Here is a 20,187-nt window from a genome sequence, read left to right on the forward strand (position 1 = left end):
CTATAACCTATAATTCTATGGTGAGTAAACGGTGAAATTGCGCGATTTCTAAAATTTTATTCACTGAATCGCTTGGCTTACTAATCACAACTTTTCCTGAATAGTTTTCAGCATGATCTTTAAGTAATAAAATCATGCCTAAAGCAGAGCTATCCATATAAGTCGCTTTTGATAAACAGATAGTAAACATCGAGTTTTTTTCTTTACAGTTAATATAGGCATCTCGAAAGTGTTGATGCAGTGAGAAATCAAACCGACCTTCAATACTAATTTCTATATTTTTTTTATCTTCTGATACTTGCTTTATAACATTCATAGTCGTTCCTAATAATTTATAATTAAAACAACTCAACAACACCCTCATCCATAGATGACTGAGATACGCTGCGCTGCTCATTTTGATGATGAGATTGTTCGATAAGCGATTGACATTGATGCTGTAATTTTTGTAATGCTTGTGGAGTATTACTATTATTGATTTCAAATTCCATTAAAACTTGATTGAGAGCCGTAATAGTTTCAGTATTATGTTTAAGGGTTGCAAGGGCTTGACACGTTAAGTCTTCAAATTGTAGCGAGCGAATGCCTGTAGCGACTGTTTCAGCAATTTTTGGTGATAATCCAGCAAGCTCTTCAACAATGGCATTGGTTTGTGAAGAAGATTCACCCACATGCTCAACCATAAGACTGACTCGACTTTTAGCCTCAAGTGTTGCGGTCATATCAGCTGAAGCCATAACTTGAATTGAGTTTCTTAGTTTTTCAATGATAATTTGTGCCAATGATATTTCTTCACGAATATTATCATTGAGCTCGGTAGAATTAACCGATAACGCCCTGACTTCATTGGCCACTACAGCAAAACCTCTACCGGCATCTCCGGCTCTCGCTGCTTCTATAGCGGCATTAAGGGCTAATAAATTAGTTTGGCTCGCTAAACTTTCAACTTGTCCCAATAAGCTAAAAATACCGTCGAGCTGTTTACTCATTTCATCGCTAAATGACACGGCGGCTAAACTTTGCTTGCTAGTGGTCATAATCACCTGTAAAAAATCATCTAAAGTCTCACTGGAGTCGTGAACAAAAGACTCTATCGTGGTACCGTTTTCATCAACAGCACCTCGATGATTACCAATAGCAACATTAAGCATGACTTGTTGTTCATCCGTTAAGCTTTTTAAAGACTTGAAACTATCTGCAATCCCAGTCGTAGCCTCTTGAATTAAGATACTGGCCCGGTCAACTTCTGTATCAACGATGGCTATTTGCTGGCTAAGTAAGCTAACAATTTTTGTCAGGGTTATTTTTATTTCTTTTTCATTGTTGTTTACATTAAGCCCATTGCGCCCCTCAACATCACTTGCACTTGATAATGTTAGCAAAGCATGATTATTTTTATATAAGATAATCAAGACAAACGACAGTAATAATGTCAGCGTAACTGATAAGTAACTCAATTTAAAAAATAAAAGGTCCATCAGTATTACGCCAACAATCACCAGCCCAGCCTTTAATAACAGCATGGCTTTATTTTTCATAAAACACCTCTTTTTTACCCTGTCGAGCCAGTGCAGCATGAGTTAAAATTTCCTTAGGTATATTAGCTAATGAGCACTCTTTTACCTGAGCATTTAATGCATGAGCACTGCCTGGCATCCCCCAAATTAAACTACTTGCCTTATCTTGGATAATAGTCATAGCGCCAGCATTTTTTAAATTTAATAAACCTTTGGCTCCATCTTGTCCCATACCGGTTAATAATACCGCTTGAACATTATTAGCAAGTGGCAGTAAGGAATTAAACAAAATGTCAACGGCAGGCTTGTGGCGGTTAACATCAGGTGAGTCTTCTAAAATACAAAAAAGTGCTCCGCCTTTACTTTCTACTTTTAGATGAAGATTACCTGGCGCAATATAAACATTACCCGCTTTAATCTTTTGCCCATGCCTTGCTTCTTGCACATCAACGGCACAAATTTCGTTCATCCGTTGTGCATATCTCGCACTGAATGTTTTTGGAATATGTAAGGTGATAACCACAGCTGGAGAATTACTTGGCAAAGCGGTAATAATCGCTTTAATTGCTTCAGTGCCTCCTGTTGAAGCGCCAATAGCCACTAAATGATTCGAGCGCTGGCAACCTTTAAAGGGTAGTAGACCAGTCGCTAGAGGTTTTGATAACGTGCTGTTAAGTCGAAAATTTTTATTCTCAACCGTTGCGGCAAATTTTATTTTTCTCAATAAAGTCTCTTGAAAGGTAGACTTATTAGCAATCAAGGCTTCAAAACTAGGTTTTGCAATAAAATCAACAGCTCCTATTTCTAAAGCTTGTAGGGTGATATCAGCCCCTTTAGTCGTTAATGTTGATAGCATCACTACCGGCATAGGATGCAGTCGCATTAAGTTTTTCAAAAAGGTAATACCATCCATCTTTGGCATTTCAATATCTAAAGTCAGTACGTCAGGATTTAGCTTTTTGATTTGCTCTCGAGCGATCATAGGGTCTTTAGCTTCGCCAACTACTTCAATTTCAGGATCATCTTTTAAAACCTCATTAACAACCGCTCGAATAACCGTGGAATCGTCAATAATTAATACTTTAATTGGCTTCATATAAATAACATCCTAAGCTCGATAGTGGCTAATAAATAGCGCTAAGAAAATTCTACATCACCTTCTACAGGTGTTTGGTCTATACGGTTTTAATATTCAACACTTTCATTGGTTAATTGTTATCAATAAAATAATTCTACGTCACAAGCTCAGCATATGCTTGGTTTATATGGATTTTAATAATCGCTAAAATAATTCTACATCACCTTCTACAGGTGTTTGGTCTATACGGTTTCTGTAAGCACTTTCACGGCGCGCAATAGTATCATTATGTAAATTATCAATCGTTTTAACAAAAGCTCGGCCACTTAGCGGTTCAAACAAAATTTTGCGAGGAAAAAAAGAACCTAAATCTGAACCTTCAACGGGTATCCCTTCATCTGCAAGATATTTCATCACAAAGCTAATATTTCTTTCGCCAATATCAGACATATGTTTTAAGACTTTACCGCCACCAAATACCTTAGCGCGTAAATTTACTTTTCGACCACCATTTTTCAATATCATATTAATGAGGTGTTCCATTGCAAAGTTACCATAACGCGTTGCATCAGATGCCATACCACGTTGTCCCCAATCAACTTCATGGGCTTCTTTATCGGTTAGCGGCAGCATAAAATGATTCATGCCACCTATTCCGCTATGTTCATCCCAAATACAGGCTGAAATACAAGACCCTAACGTGGTCGCTATAGCAACATTTTCTCGAGTCATATAAAACTCACCCGGAAGAATTTTAGCGATAACTTGTTGTCTTTTTGCATCCCAGTAATGATTTATATGGGCAAACTCTGCTAAACATTGTTTTAAGCATTGCTTAACATAAATATTATCTTGTCGATTTAAAACCATGATTATTTGTTCACTTATTATAGAACGGCTAAAATGCTTTTCTAAAAATGGTACGTCCGACACTTTCAAAATGTTGTTGATATTGACCTAAATTTTCACTATGCCCTAAAATAAGCAAACCGCCTGGTGCTAACATTTCATAATACCGGGCAAATAATTCTTGCTGCGTTTTTTTGTCAAAATATATAATCACATTTCTACAAAAAATGATGTCAAATGGCCCTTTCATTGGCCATTCATGTAATAGATTCAATTTTTTAAAGGTAATAAGTGCTTGTAACTGTTTACCTACCTTTACTTTACTTTCGTTAATGCCAATGCCTTTGGTAAAATATTTTTCCTTAAACTTCCTGGGAACATCTTCTATGCGGCGTTCATCATAAGTCCCTTCTTTAGCAACAGCTAACACATTACTATCAATATCTGTTGCTAATATTTTTACATCCCATTGACTTAATTGGCTTTTCATTGCTTCGAGCACCGTAATAGCAATACTGTAAGGTTCTTCTCCAGTGGAGCTTGCAGACGACCAAATTCTCAGACGTTTATCATGCGATAGGCGATTACCGAGTAACTTAGGTAGTTCATCTTGCGTCATATAATCAAAATGATGTTGCTCACGAAAAAAACTGGTTAAATTCGTGGTAATCGCATTGATAAAGTAATCTTGCTCTTTTTCTGTATCTGCCTTTAATAAGTTGCAATAAGCCGTAAAGGAGGGAAGTTTACGCTCACGAATAATACGAGTAAGACGACGGTACACCATCTCTTTTTTACTGGCATTGAGTACAATACCAGCTGTGTCATAAACAAATTGACAAAGATAATCAAAGTTATCGCCACTTAATTGAAACGCTTTATCACGCTCTGTCATTAATAGTATGCCCTAGAACTCTTCCCACTCTTGATCAGATTCAGTTTTGGTTCTAGTCACCCTTGCTCTGGGCGCTGGTCTGGTTGGTTGTCTGCTCGAGGCTCTTGTTGGTTGTCTACTTGTAGGTTGTCTACTCGCGGGCTGTCTACTTGCTGGTCTTCTACTTGTTTGTTGTGAGCGACGAACGGGGGTTTGAATCTCTTGTTCATCATCTTCGCCATTATTAAAGAAGGCAACTTGATCAAGGAGTGCTTGTGACTGTTCTTCCATTGACTTACTCGACGCTGCCGCTTCTTCGACTAATGCAGCATTTTGTTGAGTCATTTCGTCCATTTGGCTAACGGCTGCACTGACTTCGCCAATACCGGCCGATTGCTCTTTACCCGCACTGTCAATATCGCTGATCATTTTACTGACTTCTTCAATAGCATTAACCAATTCAGTAAAAGTTTGACCGGTTTCATCAACTAACTTAGTCCCTTGACCTACCGCTTCAACACTGTCGTTTATTAAACCTTTAATCTCTTTAGCGGCACCGGCTGAACGTTGCGCTAAGTTGCGAACTTCTGCAGCAACCACCGCAAAACCACGACCTTGTTCACCCGCTCTTGCCGCTTCAACTGCAGCATTTAAGGCCAACAAGTTGGTTTGAAAGGCAATTTCATCAATAACACTAATAATGTCAGCAATTTTTTTACTCGACTTATTAATATCACTCATCGCCGTGATAGCATTTTTTACTACTGCGCCGCCATTACTTGCTTTGTCCATGACCGAAGCTGACAACTTACTCGCTTCAGATGCATTTTCTGCATTCTGCTGCACAGTACTGGTTAGTTCTTCCATAGCAGAAGCGGTTTCTTCAAGGCTAGAGGCTTGAGATTCTGTTCTGTGGCTAAGTTCATTGTTTCCTTCAGCAAGTTCACGAGCCGAATCAAAAACATTGGTTGACGCGCTGCGAATATCACCAACCATATTACTCAATACATCAATAAATTCATTAATAGAAGTGCCAATAATATTAAATTCACCTACCAACTCTGTTTCAATGTATTGCGTTAAATCACCGTCGGATAAGGTCATTAACGTTTCTTTAATTTGAGCAATAGCTTGCTTTCTTCCGGTGATATCTGCGGCATATTTAACGACTTTCATGGTCTTGCCATTTAAATCTAAAATAGGGTTGTAAGACGCTTGAATCCAAACTTCTTTTCCGCCTTTGCCTATGCGTAAATATTCGCCACTGTCGAATTCACCGCGATTCAGTTTTTGCCAAAATTGTTGATATTCAATAGTCGACTTATGAGCAGGCTCAACAAATAAGCTATGGTGTTGCCCCTGTATTTCACTAAGTGTATAACCTAACGCCGATAAAAAATTGTCATTGGCGGTAATAATAGTTCCGTCCATATTAAATTCAATCACCGCTTGTGACTTGCTTATCGCGGCAATTTGTCCAGAATAATCAGCACTTATTAATTTTTGTTTGGTGACGTCTGAGGCGAATTTTACCACTTTAAAAGGTTTATCATTTAAGTCTAATATAGGATTGTAAGAAGCTTGTATCCAAACTTCTTTACCACCTTTACCGATGCGTTTATATTCTCTTGAGTCGTATTCACCGCGATTTAAGCTTTCCCAAAAGAGTTTATATTCAACACTCCCTTTGAGCTCTGGCTCAATAAACATGCTGTGATGCTGGCCTTTTACTTCTTCTAGGGTATAGCCGAGCGTTGATAAAAAGTTTTCATTCGCGGTGATAATTGTGCCGTCCATATTAAATTCAATCACAGCTTGCGCTTTACTTATCGCTTCGATCTGACCTAAAAAGTTTGCGTTGGCTAATTTTTGTTCAGTAATGTCCGTTGCAAATTTCATCACTTTATAAGGAACACCCTCTGTATTAAGAATAGGGGTATAAGACGCCTGTATCCAAACTTCTCTGCCGCCTTTAGCGATGCGTTTATAAGTTTTTGATTCGAACTCGCCACGATTCAAGCTTTCCCAAAAATTTTGATATTCTTCACTTATTTTAAAACTATGTTCGACAAACATACTGTGATGCTTACCTTGCACTTCTTCTAAGCTATAACCTAAGGTCGATAAGAAGTTTTCATTGGCGGTAATAATAGTACCGTCCATATTAAACTCAATTAGCGCTTGAACTTTATTCAGCGCTTCTATCTGAGCTAACATGTCTGCAAATTGCAATTCTTTAGCCTGCTCAACTGAAATTTCGGTATCTTTACCCATGGTAGTATTCTTCCCTATCGATTGAATGTTATCTTTTATTTTTATAGGATTAAGCACTAACTCAATAACAATGCTTCCTACTAAACGTTTAATTGTCGAGATCCAAGCTCTTTTGAGCGCAATTTTTAACTCTTTATCTAGTATCATTGTTAATGCTAGCAACAAGGCATTTTCAACATCTGCTTGATAATTTTTAACATCATTAATAGTGACTGATGTATTAACTTTTTCTTTAGTCAGTTCAATTGGCTGTAATAAATTTATTTCTTGGCTTAATAAACAGATAAAGTCTTTATTAGCCTGGATTTTATCTTGCTTATCATTTTTTAATAATGCCGCTAATTCCGGTCGTAATACAAATAATTGTTGATAAAACAAATCGCCAACATTGGGTGAAAGTGTCAGTATTTTTTGCCAACTTTGCTGAACTAAATTGATCTGTTTACCTGTCATTATATTAATGCTCTTATTTATTGAGATTGTCGTTTATTCAATAACTATCAACAATTAACGCTGCTTTCTATGTGTTTTGCTGTTAACTTTTTAGGTGATTATCTACGTCGTAGAGTTCGTCCTGATCTAATAAACTATGACTATCAAGTAAAATAATAAGCCTGTCGTCAATTGACACTAAGCCCTGTAAAAAACAACGATCTATTTTATTACCAAAAGTAGGAGGGACCCGTATTGATTTTTTGTCAAACTTGTACACTTCTGATACGGCGTCGACCACAATACCGACTACCATGTTTTTTTGACTATTTGGCTTTCGTAAAATAATGGTCACTGTTTGCTCATTATATGCGAGCGGTTGTTGACCAAAACGCTGGCGTAAATCTATGATAGGTACAATAATGCCACGTAAGTTAATGACCCCTTTGATATAATTTGGCTTGTTCGGTAACTCAGTAACTGAACTCCACACGCGTATTTCTTGTACGCATAAAATATCAACACCATACTCTTCGCCATTTAACATAAAGGTGAGATATTCTTGCTCTTGTTCCATGGTATCTTCCTTTATTTATATTAACTGATGTTTTTCAATTTCTTGTAAAACGTTAACATTGAGTAAAATGACAACATTTTCGCCAACATTTACTAAACCTTGTAAGTAATTTTGTGGTACATAGCCACCAAATGCTGGGGCAGGTTTTATATCGCTAGCTTCTACATTGAGCACATCAGAGACGGCGTCAACCACAAAACCTATAGTGCGCGTTTTGTCTTCGGTTTCCACAGTTAAAACAATCACTACCGTTGTTTCACAATAAATAGCACTACCGATATTAAATTTCATTCGTAGATCAACTATCGGTACAATAATACCGCGCATATTTATAACCCCTTTAATATAACAAGGTGAATTAGGGATGCGGGTTGGGTTTTCCCAACTACGTATTTCTTCGACACATAAAATATCAACCGCATATTGTTCATCTGCTAATAAAAAAGTGAGGTATTGGTCACCACTGGTTATAAAGTCGATGCCCTCTAAGGAATACTCTCCCTCAACTGGCACCTCTGCTGCTAACATTTGAATATCCATTAAGTGTTCACTCCTGTCGATATTGACTGGGTAATTTGAGATTGAACACTTGACTGGTGGTGTTGATTTATTTGTGCTTTTGTTAACGCCATTTCAATAATACCTGGTACATCAAGAATCATAGCCACAGAACCGTCACCCAAAATAGTGGCTCCTGAGACACCTTGAACTTGTTGATAATTATCATTTAAGCTCTTAATGACGACTTGCTGCTGGGCAAGTAAATCATCAACCATTAAACCAATTTTTTGTCCGTCTGCTTCAACCACAACCAACAAACAACTTTCGATATGTTCAAATTCACAAGGAATATTAAATAACTGATAAATAGGGATAACCGGTACATTATCTTCCCTGAGTCGATAAAGCAGCATGTCACCTGAAACACGATTAATAAGCTCTTTTTGTGGCTGCAGAGATTCAACAATAGTAATTAAAGGAATGATATAAACTTCCTTACCCACCCGAACTAACTGACCATCAAGTATCGCTAAGGTAAGGGGTAGGTTTACCCGAAAGGTACTCCCCTTGCCTTGTTCAGACTCGACTTGTATTCGTCCACCTAATGATTGAATATTCTTTTTTACCACATCCATACCGACGCCACGACCAGAAATATCACTGACTTCTTTAGCAGTAGAAAATCCAGGTTCAAAAAGTAAATCAAAAACTTGGCTATCAGACAAGGTGGTTTTTTCATCAACGAGGCCTTTTTCAAGTGCCTTATTAAAAACAGCTTGGCGGTCAATGCCGCCACCATCATCACTAATTTCAATACAAATACTGCCACCTTGATGAAAGGCATTAAGCACAATAGAACCCTTTTCAGGCTTACCATTAGCGAGTCTAACTTGTGCAGACTCAATACCATGATCAACGGCATTGCGCACTAAATGTACCAGCGGATCGCCAATTTGTTCCATAACAGTTTTATCGAGTTCTGTTTGCTCACCTTTAAGAATAAGCTCAATTTCTTTTCCTGTTTTTTTAGACAGGTCATGTACTAACCTTGGAAAACGATTAAAAACGAAACTAATCGGTAGCATGCGAATTCGCATAACACTTTCTTGTAATTCTTTAGTATTTTGCAGTAACTGCTCCAACCCTGCATTTAGGCGCTCAACTTTTGATAAGTCAAAATCATTGCCTAACTCAGACAGCATAGATTGAGTAATAACTAATTCACCAACCAGGTTAATTAAACTATCAACTTTATCAACACCGACTCGAATAGAGCCGAGATCATTTTTAGACTTACCTGCTGGCTTATCTGGGGTGTTTTTTGGTGTAGGCTCAGGAAAGCTGTCTTCGATTGGCGTTGTTATATTAGCCGCTTCATCTTGGCTTGACTCGTCAAGGGTATTGGCTTCAATCACCTCTTCAACGTTGACTTCTGGGATGTGATCTTCTTTGGTAATAATTAATTCACATTCATCTTCAACCCATTCAAAGACTTCTTTTATATCCGCTTCACTGGCATTTGAGCACAATGTTAACTGCCAACTTAAATAGAGTTCTTCGGCATCAATATCACTTAATGCTGGTAGGTCTTTAGCATCAGCCACTAAAGAAATTTCTCCTAAATCAGCCAAGGCATTAAAGAGGAGTAGAGGATCATTACCGGTTTGCACTAAATGATGCTCTGGTATAAATTTTATCTGCCACCTTGTTATATCATTGTTATTGTCCGTGGTGTCATCAACATTTATCAGTAGTGCTTCAGTATTCCCATTGCCACTTGAGGCTAATGTTTCCTCTAAGCGCGTTGAGTTTTCAGCTATTTTTTCACTATCACACTCTTGTTCATCTCTTATTGCCTCAATTAACAAGCGCATACAGTCAACAGACTCTAATAATAATTCAACGTCATCTTGTTCAATATTACGCCTGCCATCACGCATTTCATCAAGAAGTGTTTCAACCAAGTGGGTGAACTCTGTGACATGATTAAAGCCAAAAGTACCAGCACCTCCTTTAATGGAATGGGCAGCACGAAATATTGAATTAATCGTTTCATCATCACCTTGCTCTAAATTTAGCAAGCTCGACTCCATTAATTCGAGACCTTCAAAACTTTCTTCTAAAAAGCTTGGAATAAACTGTGTGAGATCTACGCTCATAATAGCTACCTAACAACCCGTTTAATGGTTGCTAATAATTTTTCAGGATTAAAAGGTTTAACTAACCATCCGGTCGCACCAGCTGCCTTGCCACGCATTTTCATATCACCAGAACTTTCGGTCGTTAGCATCAAAATAGGAGTAAACTTAAAAGGAGGTAACTTACGTAACTCTTCGCATAAAGTAATACCATCCATAATCGGCATATTTACGTCAGAGATCACTAAGTCAAACGCCCCACCCTGAGCTTTGCTCAAACCTTCTTGTCCGTCTCTTGCTTCAACGGTTTCATAACCGGCACTTTTTAATGTAAAACTAACCATATCGCGAATAGAGTTAGAATCATCAACAACCAAAATTTTGGTCATAGGTATTTCCTTTTTAAGGTAAATATAAACAGCAAAAGCTTAATAATATTTAGAGGATATCTCACTAAAAAATTGATTCTAAGCATTTAGATATTGATTTAAAATGGCTTCATTAAGCCCTAATTGCTTAACGCTTTCTTGAATAACACGGGAGGTAGAATTCCAATTGAGTACTTTATTTTGTGCTGCGATGTAGGTTACCGCCGCTAATAATAATTGCACACCAACGGTATCTATATGGGTAACAGCGCTGTCGTCAAAAGTTATAACATCATTTTTAGCAATTTCATCGAGTAACTGATTTTTACAGTCATCCACTTGAGCAATGGTTAACAGAGCCGGTAATATGAACATTTAATCCCTTATAAATTCGTATAAATTCGTATAAAAATAGAATTCTTAGCAATAAAGATAAACCATAAAAAATTAACTGCAAGTTTATTTTAATAGAAACCCGCCATTTTTTAGGTATTTAGCATAAATTTATTGCTTTTTATTTTAAATACACATAAATAAAGTGAGCTTTCGTAATGAATATATTGCTTTCCCTGTTTACAATTATTATGGTTAAAAAAAGGATATGTTTTGAGAACAGCTATGCCAGAAGATAATCAAAAAGTGCCCAGCCAAATATTTCGTTGGTTTGAAAAAATGAAAACTAACTACGAGCAGAGTGTTCAAGGTGTATTAGAGCGATTCGAAAAATATAGTCATAGCCAACAATTAAGAATTGATCTCGCTAATCAATCAAACATTGATAACTTAAAGCAGTCTCATCAAAAACATCTTGACCAACAAAATGCTCATATCAAACAATTAACTGAAGATGCAAGCTATTACAAAAAACAAATCAGTAAACAACAACAAACTATAGAGCAGCTTAATGGCCGCTATGATGCAGTGATGAGTTGTTTGTTAACTGAAAAAAGAAAAGACATAGACATTAAAGATATTTTTTCTGACGACGAAGATGAAAACAGCGAGCTTATTGAAGACTTATACTTAGAAACTCACCATAACAAAGCTGTTGATGACCCCTTTAAACAGCAACGGCAAAATGAGTTAAATAATGAGCCCGACATAACGACTTCGCCTTTAAGCGAAAGTGATAACGACTTGTTTGATAAAGCTCTCATAAAAAGACAGTCTGGCGATGTTGAACAAGCGTTTCAATTGTTTGAACAAGCGGCAAAGCTTGGTCATGCAAAAGCGATGGGCGCGATGGGCCGTGCTTTTTTCTTAGCTGAAGGCACAGAAGAAGATCATGGCCTTGGACTTGCCTGGCTTATTCATGCGGCAAATCAAGATCTACCGCAAGCGGTTGCTCGGGTAAAGTTTTTTCAAGACAATAACCCTGAGCTTTACTTACAGGCACTTAATCTATCAGCAGACCCAATATTCCTTAAATATTAATAGCGCGATAACTTGGCTTTTATAACATGTAAAAATAGCCACTTTAGCAATGTATATTGTATAAAATCAATAATTCATGTCATAATAACGAAATAATATACATTACTTTTGGGACGCTAATGACACAAAAAATGACTATAGGTGTAGGAGGCTCTGATGCACAAACAGAGCTAGCCAAACTTAACAATATGACCGGCGATGTTGAGCCTATTTCTTCAAACGAGTTTCAGTTACGTATCGCTAAAGCTCAGCAATTAATGAAAGATAATAATATTGAGGCAACTTACTTAGATGCTGGCACTAACCTCTATTATTTTACGGGCACAAAATGGTATGCCAGTGAACGTATGGTTGGGGCAATAATCCCACAGCAAGGCGACATTCAATACATTACCCCCTTCTTTGAGGTCAATACCTTACGTCAGTATATGACCATTAAAGGTAAAGTTAATGGTTGGCAAGAACATGAAAATCCTTATCAATTATTTATTGAAACCTTAAAAAATATGGGGATTGACTCAGGCAATATTGCGCTTGACGAGTCAACCGCATTCTTCATTGCTGATGGTATTAAACAATGTGCCGACAGTAGCCCAAACAATTACCAACTGATCAATGCAAAAGCAATTACGGCTGGTTGTCGTAGTGAAAAATCGTTAGCTGAAATAGCGTTGCTACAACAGGCTAAAAATATGACGATGGCAGTACATCAAGCCGTCGCTAAAATATTATATCAGGGGATCAGTACGCAAGAAGTTACTGACTTTATCAATCAAGCCCACATAAAGGTTGGCGCCGCTGCAGGATCTTACTTTTGTATTGTGCTCTTTGGTGAAGATTCATCTTTTCCACACGGGGTAAAAAACCCAAAAACTTTAGACATTAACGATATAGTGCTTATTGATACCGGTTGTCAGTTAGAAGGATACAATTCAGATATCACCAGAACCTATGTTTTTGGTGAAGCTAACCCACGTCAGCGTCAAATGTGGTTGATTGAAAAAAATGCCCAAGCAAGTGCATTTAACGCAGCAATACTTGGCGTACCTTGTGGTGATGTTGATATTGCCGCTCGCGATTATTTAGCCAGCCAAGCAATGGGACCTGATTATCAAACACCGGGTTGTCCCCACAGAACCGGCCACGGCATAGGTTTAGATATTCATGAATGGCCTTATCTAGTTCGCAGTGATAAAACCCCCTTGTCGGTAGGTATGTGTTTCTCTAATGAACCGATGTTAGTGGTACCAGACGAATTTGGTGTTCGCCTAGAAGATCATTTTTATATGAGTGAGCATGGAGCAAAATGGTTTACTGAACCATCATATTCTATCGATGACCCGTTCGGATTAATGAAGGGTTAGTTAATTTTAATTAAAAAAGTTAATCCTTTCAGTTAATAATTTGTAACGTTTTCGCTTGTATTTCACGTTATTAGTTCACATTAGCCAAATAATTGTTTGGCTAATGCTTAAGCATTGAGTAGAATTAACTCACTTATAAACGAAGGTTGGTTGGAGATTTAATACTATGCACGCTCTGTTTGAATATCTCCCCCTCGTTGTTTTTTTTATTGTTTATAAATTTGTTGATATATATTGGGCAACTGGCGCTTTAATTATCCTTGGCGCCGCGCAAATAATTTACTATCTTTACAAAAAAGAACCCATCCCTAAACGTACCTTAATATTTTTTGTCCTTATTGCGGTGTTTGGTGGGCTAACAATATTTTTACATGACGATACTTTTCTCAAATGGAAAGTCACCATCATCAATTTATTGTTTGCAATCGCACTTATGGTCAGTGATAAGATTTTTAATAAAAACATCATCAAAGACTTCCTCGATGAGTCATTAACTTTACCTGAGAATATTTGGCGTAAATTAAACTTAGCTTGGGCGCTCTTTTTCACATTTTGCGCGATATTAAATTTATACGTCGCTTTTAATTTTGACCAAGACACTTGGGTCAACTTTAAAGTATTCGGTTTAACCGGCTTAATGTTTGTTTTTTCAATCGCCTCAATTTTATTATTATCAAAACATTTACCCGATGATGATGAAGAAAGTGACAGACCAATTGAAGAAAAAAAGTAATCACTTAATCTATATATAATCCTCAAACTTTATGGAAACGACATGTTTTATCTTATTTATTCAGAAGACGTAGAAAATAGTTTAGCTTTAAGAATGTCAGTACGTGAGCAACATTTAGCACGTTTACGAGAATTACAAGACCAAGGGCGATTATTAATGGCAGGCCCTTGTCCCGCAATCGATAATGAAAACCCTGGTGATGCAGGCTTTACAGGTTCGCTTATCGTTGCTGAATTTGATAGTTTAACGCAAGCCCAAGTATGGGCAGATAAAGACCCTTATATTGGCGCGGGTGTTTATAAAAAAGTGACCGTAAAACCTTATAAAAAAGTACTACCCGCATAAAGTTGAGCTATTATTACTTTACCTATGATCCGATGATTAACTATAAACTTATAAATATAATGAAAAGTATCATGAGCAAAACTTCTTTCTATTGTTTAACCTTAGCCCTTTGTTTTTTATCCAATGTTAGCTACGCAAAAAAGTCTATTGATGAATGTGAGCTGACCCAAAAAACAACCTCAGGCTTATCAGGCTGTCTAGACATAGTTAAACAAGCGGTAGATAGAGAGTTACAAACATGGATAAACAATCAAGTGTTCATCCTTGAAGAGTTTGCCTCTGTAACCGGAAGAAAAGCGGCATTAAACATGTTTAAACGCTCACAACGTAATTTTATTACCTTTAGAGAAAATGACTGTCGATGGCAGTACCTTGCTATTTCACCGGGAACGGGTGCGGCTTCTGCCTACAAGAAGTGTTATATTTTAGTGAGTCAAAGCCGTATTAAAGAATTAGAATCAATTAACCCCTAGTACTACTATTTCAGCCCAGTACACTGTTATATAAACAGTTGCTTGGCTGAAATATAACCCGCCTTACCACCAGCGGTAATCGTCTGAACATTGATGATTTTATGCTCGCCAAAACTTGCTTTTAGTTACTGACTTTCAAACAATTCACTTCAATGCTCATCATCATTTATTCCATATATAACCTGTCAACGCACCGACGAACACGATTAGCTGCTAAAGATTTTTGTCATTAATAATCGATAAATTAACATATAAATCCCCGCTGCGATAACACTGAGCGACAATGCTATTGCAGCAAATAAGTCGGGTGCTTTCATTAGGCTACTCATTAATGACTCTTGATAATAAAAAAACCATTGATGATTATCAGGAAAGACCACCGTATGCAGATAGTAAAAGACATCGGTAAAACCAAACAGTGAAAACACAGCTATAAATAAAAAAGTGGGAATAATTACCGCCATATAGCGCTCTTTTTTAGCTGGCTTTGGCTGTTTGAAACGAGATACACCAGCAATCGTAATCAGTAGTAATAAGACATTAATCACTGATATTGTACGTAATTGGTTAATTAAAACACTGACATCTTGTAAATGTACGACCTCAGGTTTGGTCAGTAAAGCGCGACGCTGGTTATCGTTATTGAGATAACTTAACCTTGCCAGACCCTCGCCGTTATTATGAATTTCATCAACTATTTCGTTAAAGCTTTGTAAATGTTGCTCACGACTTGTCTGGGCAAAGTCCTGTTTACCTTGTGTATTCTGTGGTGCATAAGTTTTTATCGTTTGTTCAATATTTAATGGTGAGTACCAAAACTTATAAAAAAAATTAACACTTTTATTGACTTGCCAACTTAGCCCCAGCGAAAAAAGCAATAAGAAACAACAACAACATAGCCATAAGAAGGTCGCTGAGTGGCGTCTATTTAGTGGTAAAATGCGGTTCATTAAAATTCAAACTCAATAGCCGCGCGCAAAATATGATCTTTGCTTTCGCCATTCAGTCCAGTGATAAAGGCGAGTTCCCATTTCAACTGCTTTTGTCGGTCAAAGCGTTGAATTCCCATGAAAGCTGGACCAATACCGACATAATCTTCACCTGAATATAACTCAATTGCGGGTTGAAATTGCGGTAGCCAGCGATAACGATACTGAGCGCGAAACTCCATTTCTATTTCATTTTTAATGTCATTTCCCCACTCGTAAATCAAAAATGCATTAATACTTAAACTGGTCCGCCCTATTTCTTTCTCAAACAGCAAGCCTGAAGTCACTTCCCAACTGTCTTTATTATGTTCTTTTTCAAATTCAAAAAGCATGCCCCAATCCGCCCAATACTGACCTTGCTCCGTTAGCATCCAACGGGTTTCTATTTCGTAAGCAGATAAACCAAAATTTCCATCAATATCGCGTTCGCCAACGATATAAAACTCTACCATCAGGTTGTCAAGTACAGACTGCCCGTAGGCAAAGCGCTGCGCTAAGTCATTGGTCTTTTCCGTTTGGTGAGACAGTAACCGCCATTCAACTTCTTTTTCATTGGGTAACACGTACGGATGATACACTTTATCCACCACTACCCCATCAGCAAAAGCAATAACGCTGTAAAGGTTGTACAAGAGTAACGTTAAAACATAAAATATTTTTTTCATGATACAACCTGCTTAAAGCGAGGGATCCGCCAAAGTTTTTGGGGAAACTGACACCAATAAAGTGCGATAAATAAAGCGCAAAGATAAAGTCCAATTTGTAATAGGGTTGGGCTTGCATCGTAACCAAATAAAGCTTTCAAAAAATGTCCTAATTCAGACTTTTCTCTAACAATAAAATTAACATCAAAAATCATACGACTACTGGGTAAAAAATCAATTTGTAGTAATAAATCGCTGGTTTTATTAAATAAACCACAAGCAAAGAAAACAAAAATAATTTCGGTGCTTCGACCATACAAACGCTCATTGAGAAACAAGCAAAAAAAGTACAATAGTATACTGATACTAATACAAATTCCTGTTCCTAAAACAACGCCAATAAAAAGTGAATTAACCATATCGGTTTGCGACCAATATCCAATAAAGTAAATGAGGAAGTTAGTACCCTGTAGCATAATAACTAACGCGAGTATTGCGCCAGCATACCAAGATAGCTGACTGTTATTGGCGGTACTAACGCTGATATGGGAGCGATGAATAAAATGTAAAATTAGAATATATACAAGAACATGTATACTCGCATAGAACCATTCAAGCCCGGTATCATCAAACATTTGGCTGATCACATCGATATAAATCCAAAGTAGTAACATAAACAAAATACCCAATAGCGCACCACTTATAAGGGTAAGACCACAGAGTTGAAACTTATTTTTAATCGATAACAACAAGGCTAACACCATAAAAATAACTAAACTGTTACTCAAAAACAAAAGCACGGTATTAATTAACATTAAGCACCTCCTGTTATGTTTTGAACAGTAGCTTTACTTGCTTTTTTACGCTCAGGCAACGGGGTAACGATAATGGTCCCTTTGGCACTATTAGGATTAAACTCACCAAAAAAGTTATATTTTCCTTCGGGTAATGGACCAATAAAAATCACCGCTCTTTTATGGGGGAAAATAACCTTTTCTCGATTTAAGTCAAAACTGTCAAACTCTTCAGGGGTTGTATCTCGATTATAAATAACAAGTTTAACTTTTTTGTTTGGTGGAATTTTTATAACCGCAGGAAAAAACAAATGATCTTTCAATTCTACGACATACTCAGCTCGTTCAGCCCAGACACTTGGGCTAAAGATTAAAGAGATAAAGAGGCTAATAATGCTGGTTTTTTTTATAAAAATAGCAGGTGCTTTCACTTATTGTCCTCCCATTCTTGTTCAAACTGATGTAAATGTAAGTCAATCGCTTGAGTCTTTTGTGGAAACCTTACTGACACGCTAAGGCCACCTAATTTCGTCGATTTTGCTAAAATAATACTCGCATGATGTAATTTAACAATATGCTGAACAATCGCTAAACCTAAGCCACATCCTACCACAGTAGAGTGATGGCTATCTCCACCCACACGATAAAAACGATCGAAAACTCGCTGGTATTCGCTGGAGTCAATACCGGGGCCAGAATCTTCAACAATCAGGGTGAAACTGTCTTCATCAATCAACGTTTTTACCAAAATATGCCCGCCTTTAGGAGTATATTTACAGGCATTACCAATTAAATTTTTCACTAAGGTCAATAAAGCAAATTCATTAGCATAAATAATTTGGGCTTCACTTTCTAACGAAATATCATGCTGATGCTGCAATATTTCAGGGTATAAGTCGCTGATCACTTGTTGCAACAATCCTTGTAATTCAAGCTTAGTGACTGCCATGGTGAGTTGATCAGGATTAGTACGATTTAACGTTAATATTTGATCGACAACATGAGCCATTCGGTCAACACTTTGACCTAATTGCATTAACGAAGCCTGCCCGGTGCTGTCAAGGTTTTCACTTTGGGTTATTTGTAAATTGTGAACATTAATTTTGAGCACACTTAACGGCGTTCTTAATTCATGAGCGGCGTCAGAAGCAAAATAACGTTCCCTTGAAAAAGCTGCCGACAAGCGTTCAAATAACAGATTTAGTGTCTGAATAACCGGTTGTAGTTCTTTTGTTGATGTCTCACTAGAAAGCTTTGATAAGTCATTAATTTTCTTTTCTGACAATTCTCGGCGCAAAACAGTTAACGGCTTTAAGCCTTGACGAATCGCCATAAAAATAAACAAGGCAATCAAAGGGATAACTAAAATAATAGGAGTCACAGCAGATAATATAACTTGTTCAGCCAGTGAAAATCTTTGTTCAAGCGGTTGGGCAACCAGCACTCTTAATTGACTTCTTTGCGCCTGTTCGTTTGTTGATGTTTCTATATATACTCGCCAACGCTGTCCAATAAAATTAAGGTCCGTAAACCCTGCAGGTAACTCAGTAATTGACTGTTCAGGAGCATTATCTGTGCGTAGTAATAAAGTATTATTGCTAAAGACTTGATAAGCAATATGGTTAGAAGGGACCACTGTTGCTGCACTTAATCGATTTTCGGCACCCTTGTCAGAAAGAGTCGCAGAGGTCGCTAACAAGGTTTTACCGACGATAACTAATTGCTCATCAAATAAGCTAGTTGCTTGTTCCATACTGGCTTTATAGCCCTGTATGGCAGCAAAAAATGTCATCAAAGTGATGATGGATAGTAAAATAAGGACTAAGTAGCGACGAATCGACATTAGGTTTTATTAACCGTATAACCAACGCCTCTGACTGTTTTTATAAATTGTTCTGGCAATTTTTTTCTTAAGTTGTGTATATGTACCTCAACAGCATTACTGGCCACTTCTTCTCCCCATTCATATAAACGCGATTCAATTTGTTCCCGAGATTGGATTCGACCGGCATTTTCCATCAATGCTTTTAATACCATGTACTCTTTTTTTGACGTTTTTAATTCTTCATCTTTAATAAGGATTTTATGTGCTGCGGTATCAATTGCCACGTCTGAGCAAATAATCAATGCCGACTTTGCCGTGCCTAAACGCCGTTCAATCACGCGAAGGCGTGCTAACAATTCGCTAATTTCAAAAGGCTTTACCAGGTAATCATCTGCACCAAAATCTAAGCCTTTAACTTTATCTTCAAGCGCGTCTCTTGCGGTTAAAATAATAACAGGAATACCTAGCTTACGATCACGAGTACGCTTTAGCACTTCCAATCCGTCAATATCAGGTAAACCCAGATCAAGAATAACTAAGTCTTGATCTGACACAGACAATGCTGAAATTGCCGTTTTACCATTATCAACATGGTTAACAACAAAGCCTTCATGACGAAGTGACTGCTGCAATCCCAAAGCCAGGGGGATATCGTCTTCAACTAACAATATGCGCATATTTTTCCTATAACAATTTAAAATGACTATTAACGGTTTTTATATTATCTAGCCTTTTCCAAGGCCGGTTATTAATACTTGACGGTCGAAAACCATCAACAGTGAAGATAAGACTTAACAATGCCATAGGTATGAACGACTCAAGGTGTTTTATCTCAAAGTTATTGTCGGTTATTACAGAAATATTCGCCATAAAAAAATGAACGTTAATAGCGGTTATTCATCAAATGACCTGTTTATTCATAGGGGGATATTTACCTTAAATATTCAGTGAATGAAAATAACAAACTTTTATTAAGGA

At 37.3% G+C, this 20,187-nt stretch carries 22 protein-coding genes; 5 read left to right on the forward strand and 17 right to left on the reverse strand.

Annotated elements, in window-relative coordinates:
- Positions 1–7 precede the first annotated feature (7 nt).
- From H4J57_RS07790 to H4J57_RS07840, 11 genes are all read right to left on the reverse strand, one after another.
- Positions 8–316, reverse strand: coding sequence for an STAS domain-containing protein (locus tag H4J57_RS07790; protein WP_182215806.1), 309 nt, complete (start codon positions 314–316; stop codon positions 8–10).
- Between the two features lie 22 nt (positions 317–338).
- Entirely contained in the window at positions 339–1,538 is a 1,200-nt protein-coding gene (locus H4J57_RS07795; RefSeq protein ID WP_182242453.1) for a methyl-accepting chemotaxis protein, read from the reverse strand.
- Positions 1,528–2,613 carry a chemotaxis response regulator protein-glutamate methylesterase gene (locus H4J57_RS07800; RefSeq protein WP_182242454.1) on the reverse strand — a complete coding sequence of 362 codons (1,086 nt, stop codon included), beginning with the start codon at positions 2,611–2,613 and terminating at the stop codon, positions 1,528–1,530. Before H4J57_RS07800 ends, H4J57_RS07795 begins: the two co-directional genes overlap by 11 nt.
- A 186-nt stretch (positions 2,614–2,799) precedes the next feature.
- Positions 2,800–3,465: a chemoreceptor glutamine deamidase CheD gene (gene cheD / locus H4J57_RS07805; protein WP_182215800.1), complete on the reverse strand. Its 666-nt coding sequence runs from the start codon at positions 3,463–3,465 to the stop codon at positions 2,800–2,802.
- Between the two features lie 28 nt (positions 3,466–3,493).
- Positions 3,494–4,339, reverse strand: a complete 846-nt coding sequence (locus tag H4J57_RS07810) for a protein-glutamate O-methyltransferase CheR (RefSeq protein WP_182215798.1) — start codon at positions 4,337–4,339, stop codon at positions 3,494–3,496.
- A 12-nt stretch (positions 4,340–4,351) separates the two neighbouring features.
- Entirely contained in the window at positions 4,352–7,045 is a 2,694-nt protein-coding gene (locus H4J57_RS20280; protein ID WP_310733710.1) for a methyl-accepting chemotaxis protein, read from the reverse strand.
- 82 nt (positions 7,046–7,127) lie between these two features.
- Complete coding sequence (locus H4J57_RS07820; protein ID WP_182242455.1) at positions 7,128–7,601, reverse strand: chemotaxis protein CheW; 474 nt, start codon at positions 7,599–7,601, stop codon at positions 7,128–7,130.
- 15 nt (positions 7,602–7,616) lie between these two features.
- The gene (locus H4J57_RS07825; protein WP_182215795.1) at positions 7,617–8,141 is read right to left on the reverse strand and encodes a chemotaxis protein CheW; all 525 of its coding nucleotides are present in this window, start codon (positions 8,139–8,141) and stop codon (positions 7,617–7,619) included.
- Positions 8,141–10,261: a chemotaxis protein CheA gene (locus H4J57_RS07830; RefSeq protein ID WP_182215793.1), complete on the reverse strand. Its 2,121-nt coding sequence runs from the start codon at positions 10,259–10,261 to the stop codon at positions 8,141–8,143. The genes H4J57_RS07825 and H4J57_RS07830 overlap by 1 nt, the downstream gene beginning before the upstream one ends.
- Positions 10,262–10,266: 5 nt before the next feature.
- Entirely contained in the window at positions 10,267–10,629 is a 363-nt protein-coding gene (locus H4J57_RS07835; protein WP_070373857.1) for a response regulator, read from the reverse strand.
- Positions 10,630–10,707: 78 nt separating this feature from the next.
- On the reverse strand, positions 10,708–10,983 hold the full coding sequence (locus H4J57_RS07840) for a lipid asymmetry maintenance protein MlaB (RefSeq protein WP_182215791.1): 276 nt from the start codon (positions 10,981–10,983) through the stop codon (positions 10,708–10,710).
- A gap of 231 nt (positions 10,984–11,214) precedes the next feature.
- On the opposite strand from H4J57_RS07840, the gene H4J57_RS07845 reads away from it, so the two are divergent.
- The 5 genes from H4J57_RS07845 to H4J57_RS07865 all read left to right on the forward strand — a co-directional run bounded on the left by H4J57_RS07845 (position 11,215) and on the right by H4J57_RS07865 (position 14,957).
- Complete coding sequence (locus H4J57_RS07845; protein ID WP_182242456.1) at positions 11,215–12,042, forward strand: tetratricopeptide repeat protein; 828 nt, start codon at positions 11,215–11,217, stop codon at positions 12,040–12,042.
- Positions 12,043–12,173: 131 nt separating this feature from the next.
- Positions 12,174–13,406 carry a Xaa-Pro peptidase family protein gene (locus H4J57_RS07850; protein ID WP_182242490.1) on the forward strand — a complete coding sequence of 411 codons (1,233 nt, stop codon included), beginning with the start codon at positions 12,174–12,176 and terminating at the stop codon, positions 13,404–13,406.
- A gap of 166 nt (positions 13,407–13,572) precedes the next feature.
- Positions 13,573–14,139, forward strand: coding sequence for a septation protein A (locus H4J57_RS07855; protein WP_182215788.1), 567 nt, complete (start codon positions 13,573–13,575; stop codon positions 14,137–14,139).
- A 42-nt stretch (positions 14,140–14,181) separates the two neighbouring features.
- Positions 14,182–14,484: a YciI family protein gene (locus tag H4J57_RS07860; protein ID WP_182215786.1), complete on the forward strand. Its 303-nt coding sequence runs from the start codon at positions 14,182–14,184 to the stop codon at positions 14,482–14,484.
- 71 nt (positions 14,485–14,555) lie between these two features.
- Complete coding sequence (locus H4J57_RS07865; RefSeq protein WP_182215784.1) at positions 14,556–14,957, forward strand: lysozyme inhibitor LprI family protein; 402 nt, start codon at positions 14,556–14,558, stop codon at positions 14,955–14,957.
- Between the two features lie 206 nt (positions 14,958–15,163).
- Here the strand turns inward: H4J57_RS07865 and H4J57_RS07870 are convergent, their stop codons facing one another.
- The 6 genes from H4J57_RS07870 to H4J57_RS07895 are packed head-to-tail and all read right to left on the reverse strand — an operon-like array spanning position 15,164 to position 19,886.
- Entirely contained in the window at positions 15,164–15,907 is a 744-nt protein-coding gene (locus tag H4J57_RS07870; RefSeq protein ID WP_182215782.1) for a DUF1461 domain-containing protein, read from the reverse strand.
- Positions 15,907–16,611 carry a hypothetical protein gene (locus tag H4J57_RS07875; RefSeq protein ID WP_182215780.1) on the reverse strand — a complete coding sequence of 235 codons (705 nt, stop codon included), beginning with the start codon at positions 16,609–16,611 and terminating at the stop codon, positions 15,907–15,909. The genes H4J57_RS07870 and H4J57_RS07875 overlap by 1 nt, the downstream gene beginning before the upstream one ends.
- A complete protein-coding gene (locus H4J57_RS07880) occupies positions 16,608–17,405 on the reverse strand; it encodes a hypothetical protein (protein WP_182215778.1) in 798 nt (265 codons plus the stop codon). The genes H4J57_RS07875 and H4J57_RS07880 overlap by 4 nt, the downstream gene beginning before the upstream one ends.
- Positions 17,405–17,779 (reverse strand): cupredoxin domain-containing protein, encoded by a 375-nt coding sequence (locus tag H4J57_RS07885; RefSeq protein WP_182215869.1) that lies wholly within the window; start codon positions 17,777–17,779, stop codon positions 17,405–17,407. The genes H4J57_RS07880 and H4J57_RS07885 overlap by 1 nt, the downstream gene beginning before the upstream one ends.
- 32 nt (positions 17,780–17,811) lie before the next feature.
- Complete coding sequence (locus H4J57_RS07890) at positions 17,812–19,227, reverse strand: ATP-binding protein (protein ID WP_182222256.1); 1,416 nt, start codon at positions 19,225–19,227, stop codon at positions 17,812–17,814.
- Positions 19,227–19,886, reverse strand: a complete 660-nt coding sequence (locus tag H4J57_RS07895) for a response regulator (protein ID WP_182215775.1) — start codon at positions 19,884–19,886, stop codon at positions 19,227–19,229. Before H4J57_RS07895 ends, H4J57_RS07890 begins: the two co-directional genes overlap by 1 nt.
- Positions 19,887–20,187 lie beyond the last annotated feature (301 nt).

It is taken from the genome of Colwellia sp. BRX8-7 (genome assembly GCF_014077275.1).
Taxonomy (GTDB): domain Bacteria; phylum Pseudomonadota; class Gammaproteobacteria; order Enterobacterales; family Alteromonadaceae; genus Colwellia_A.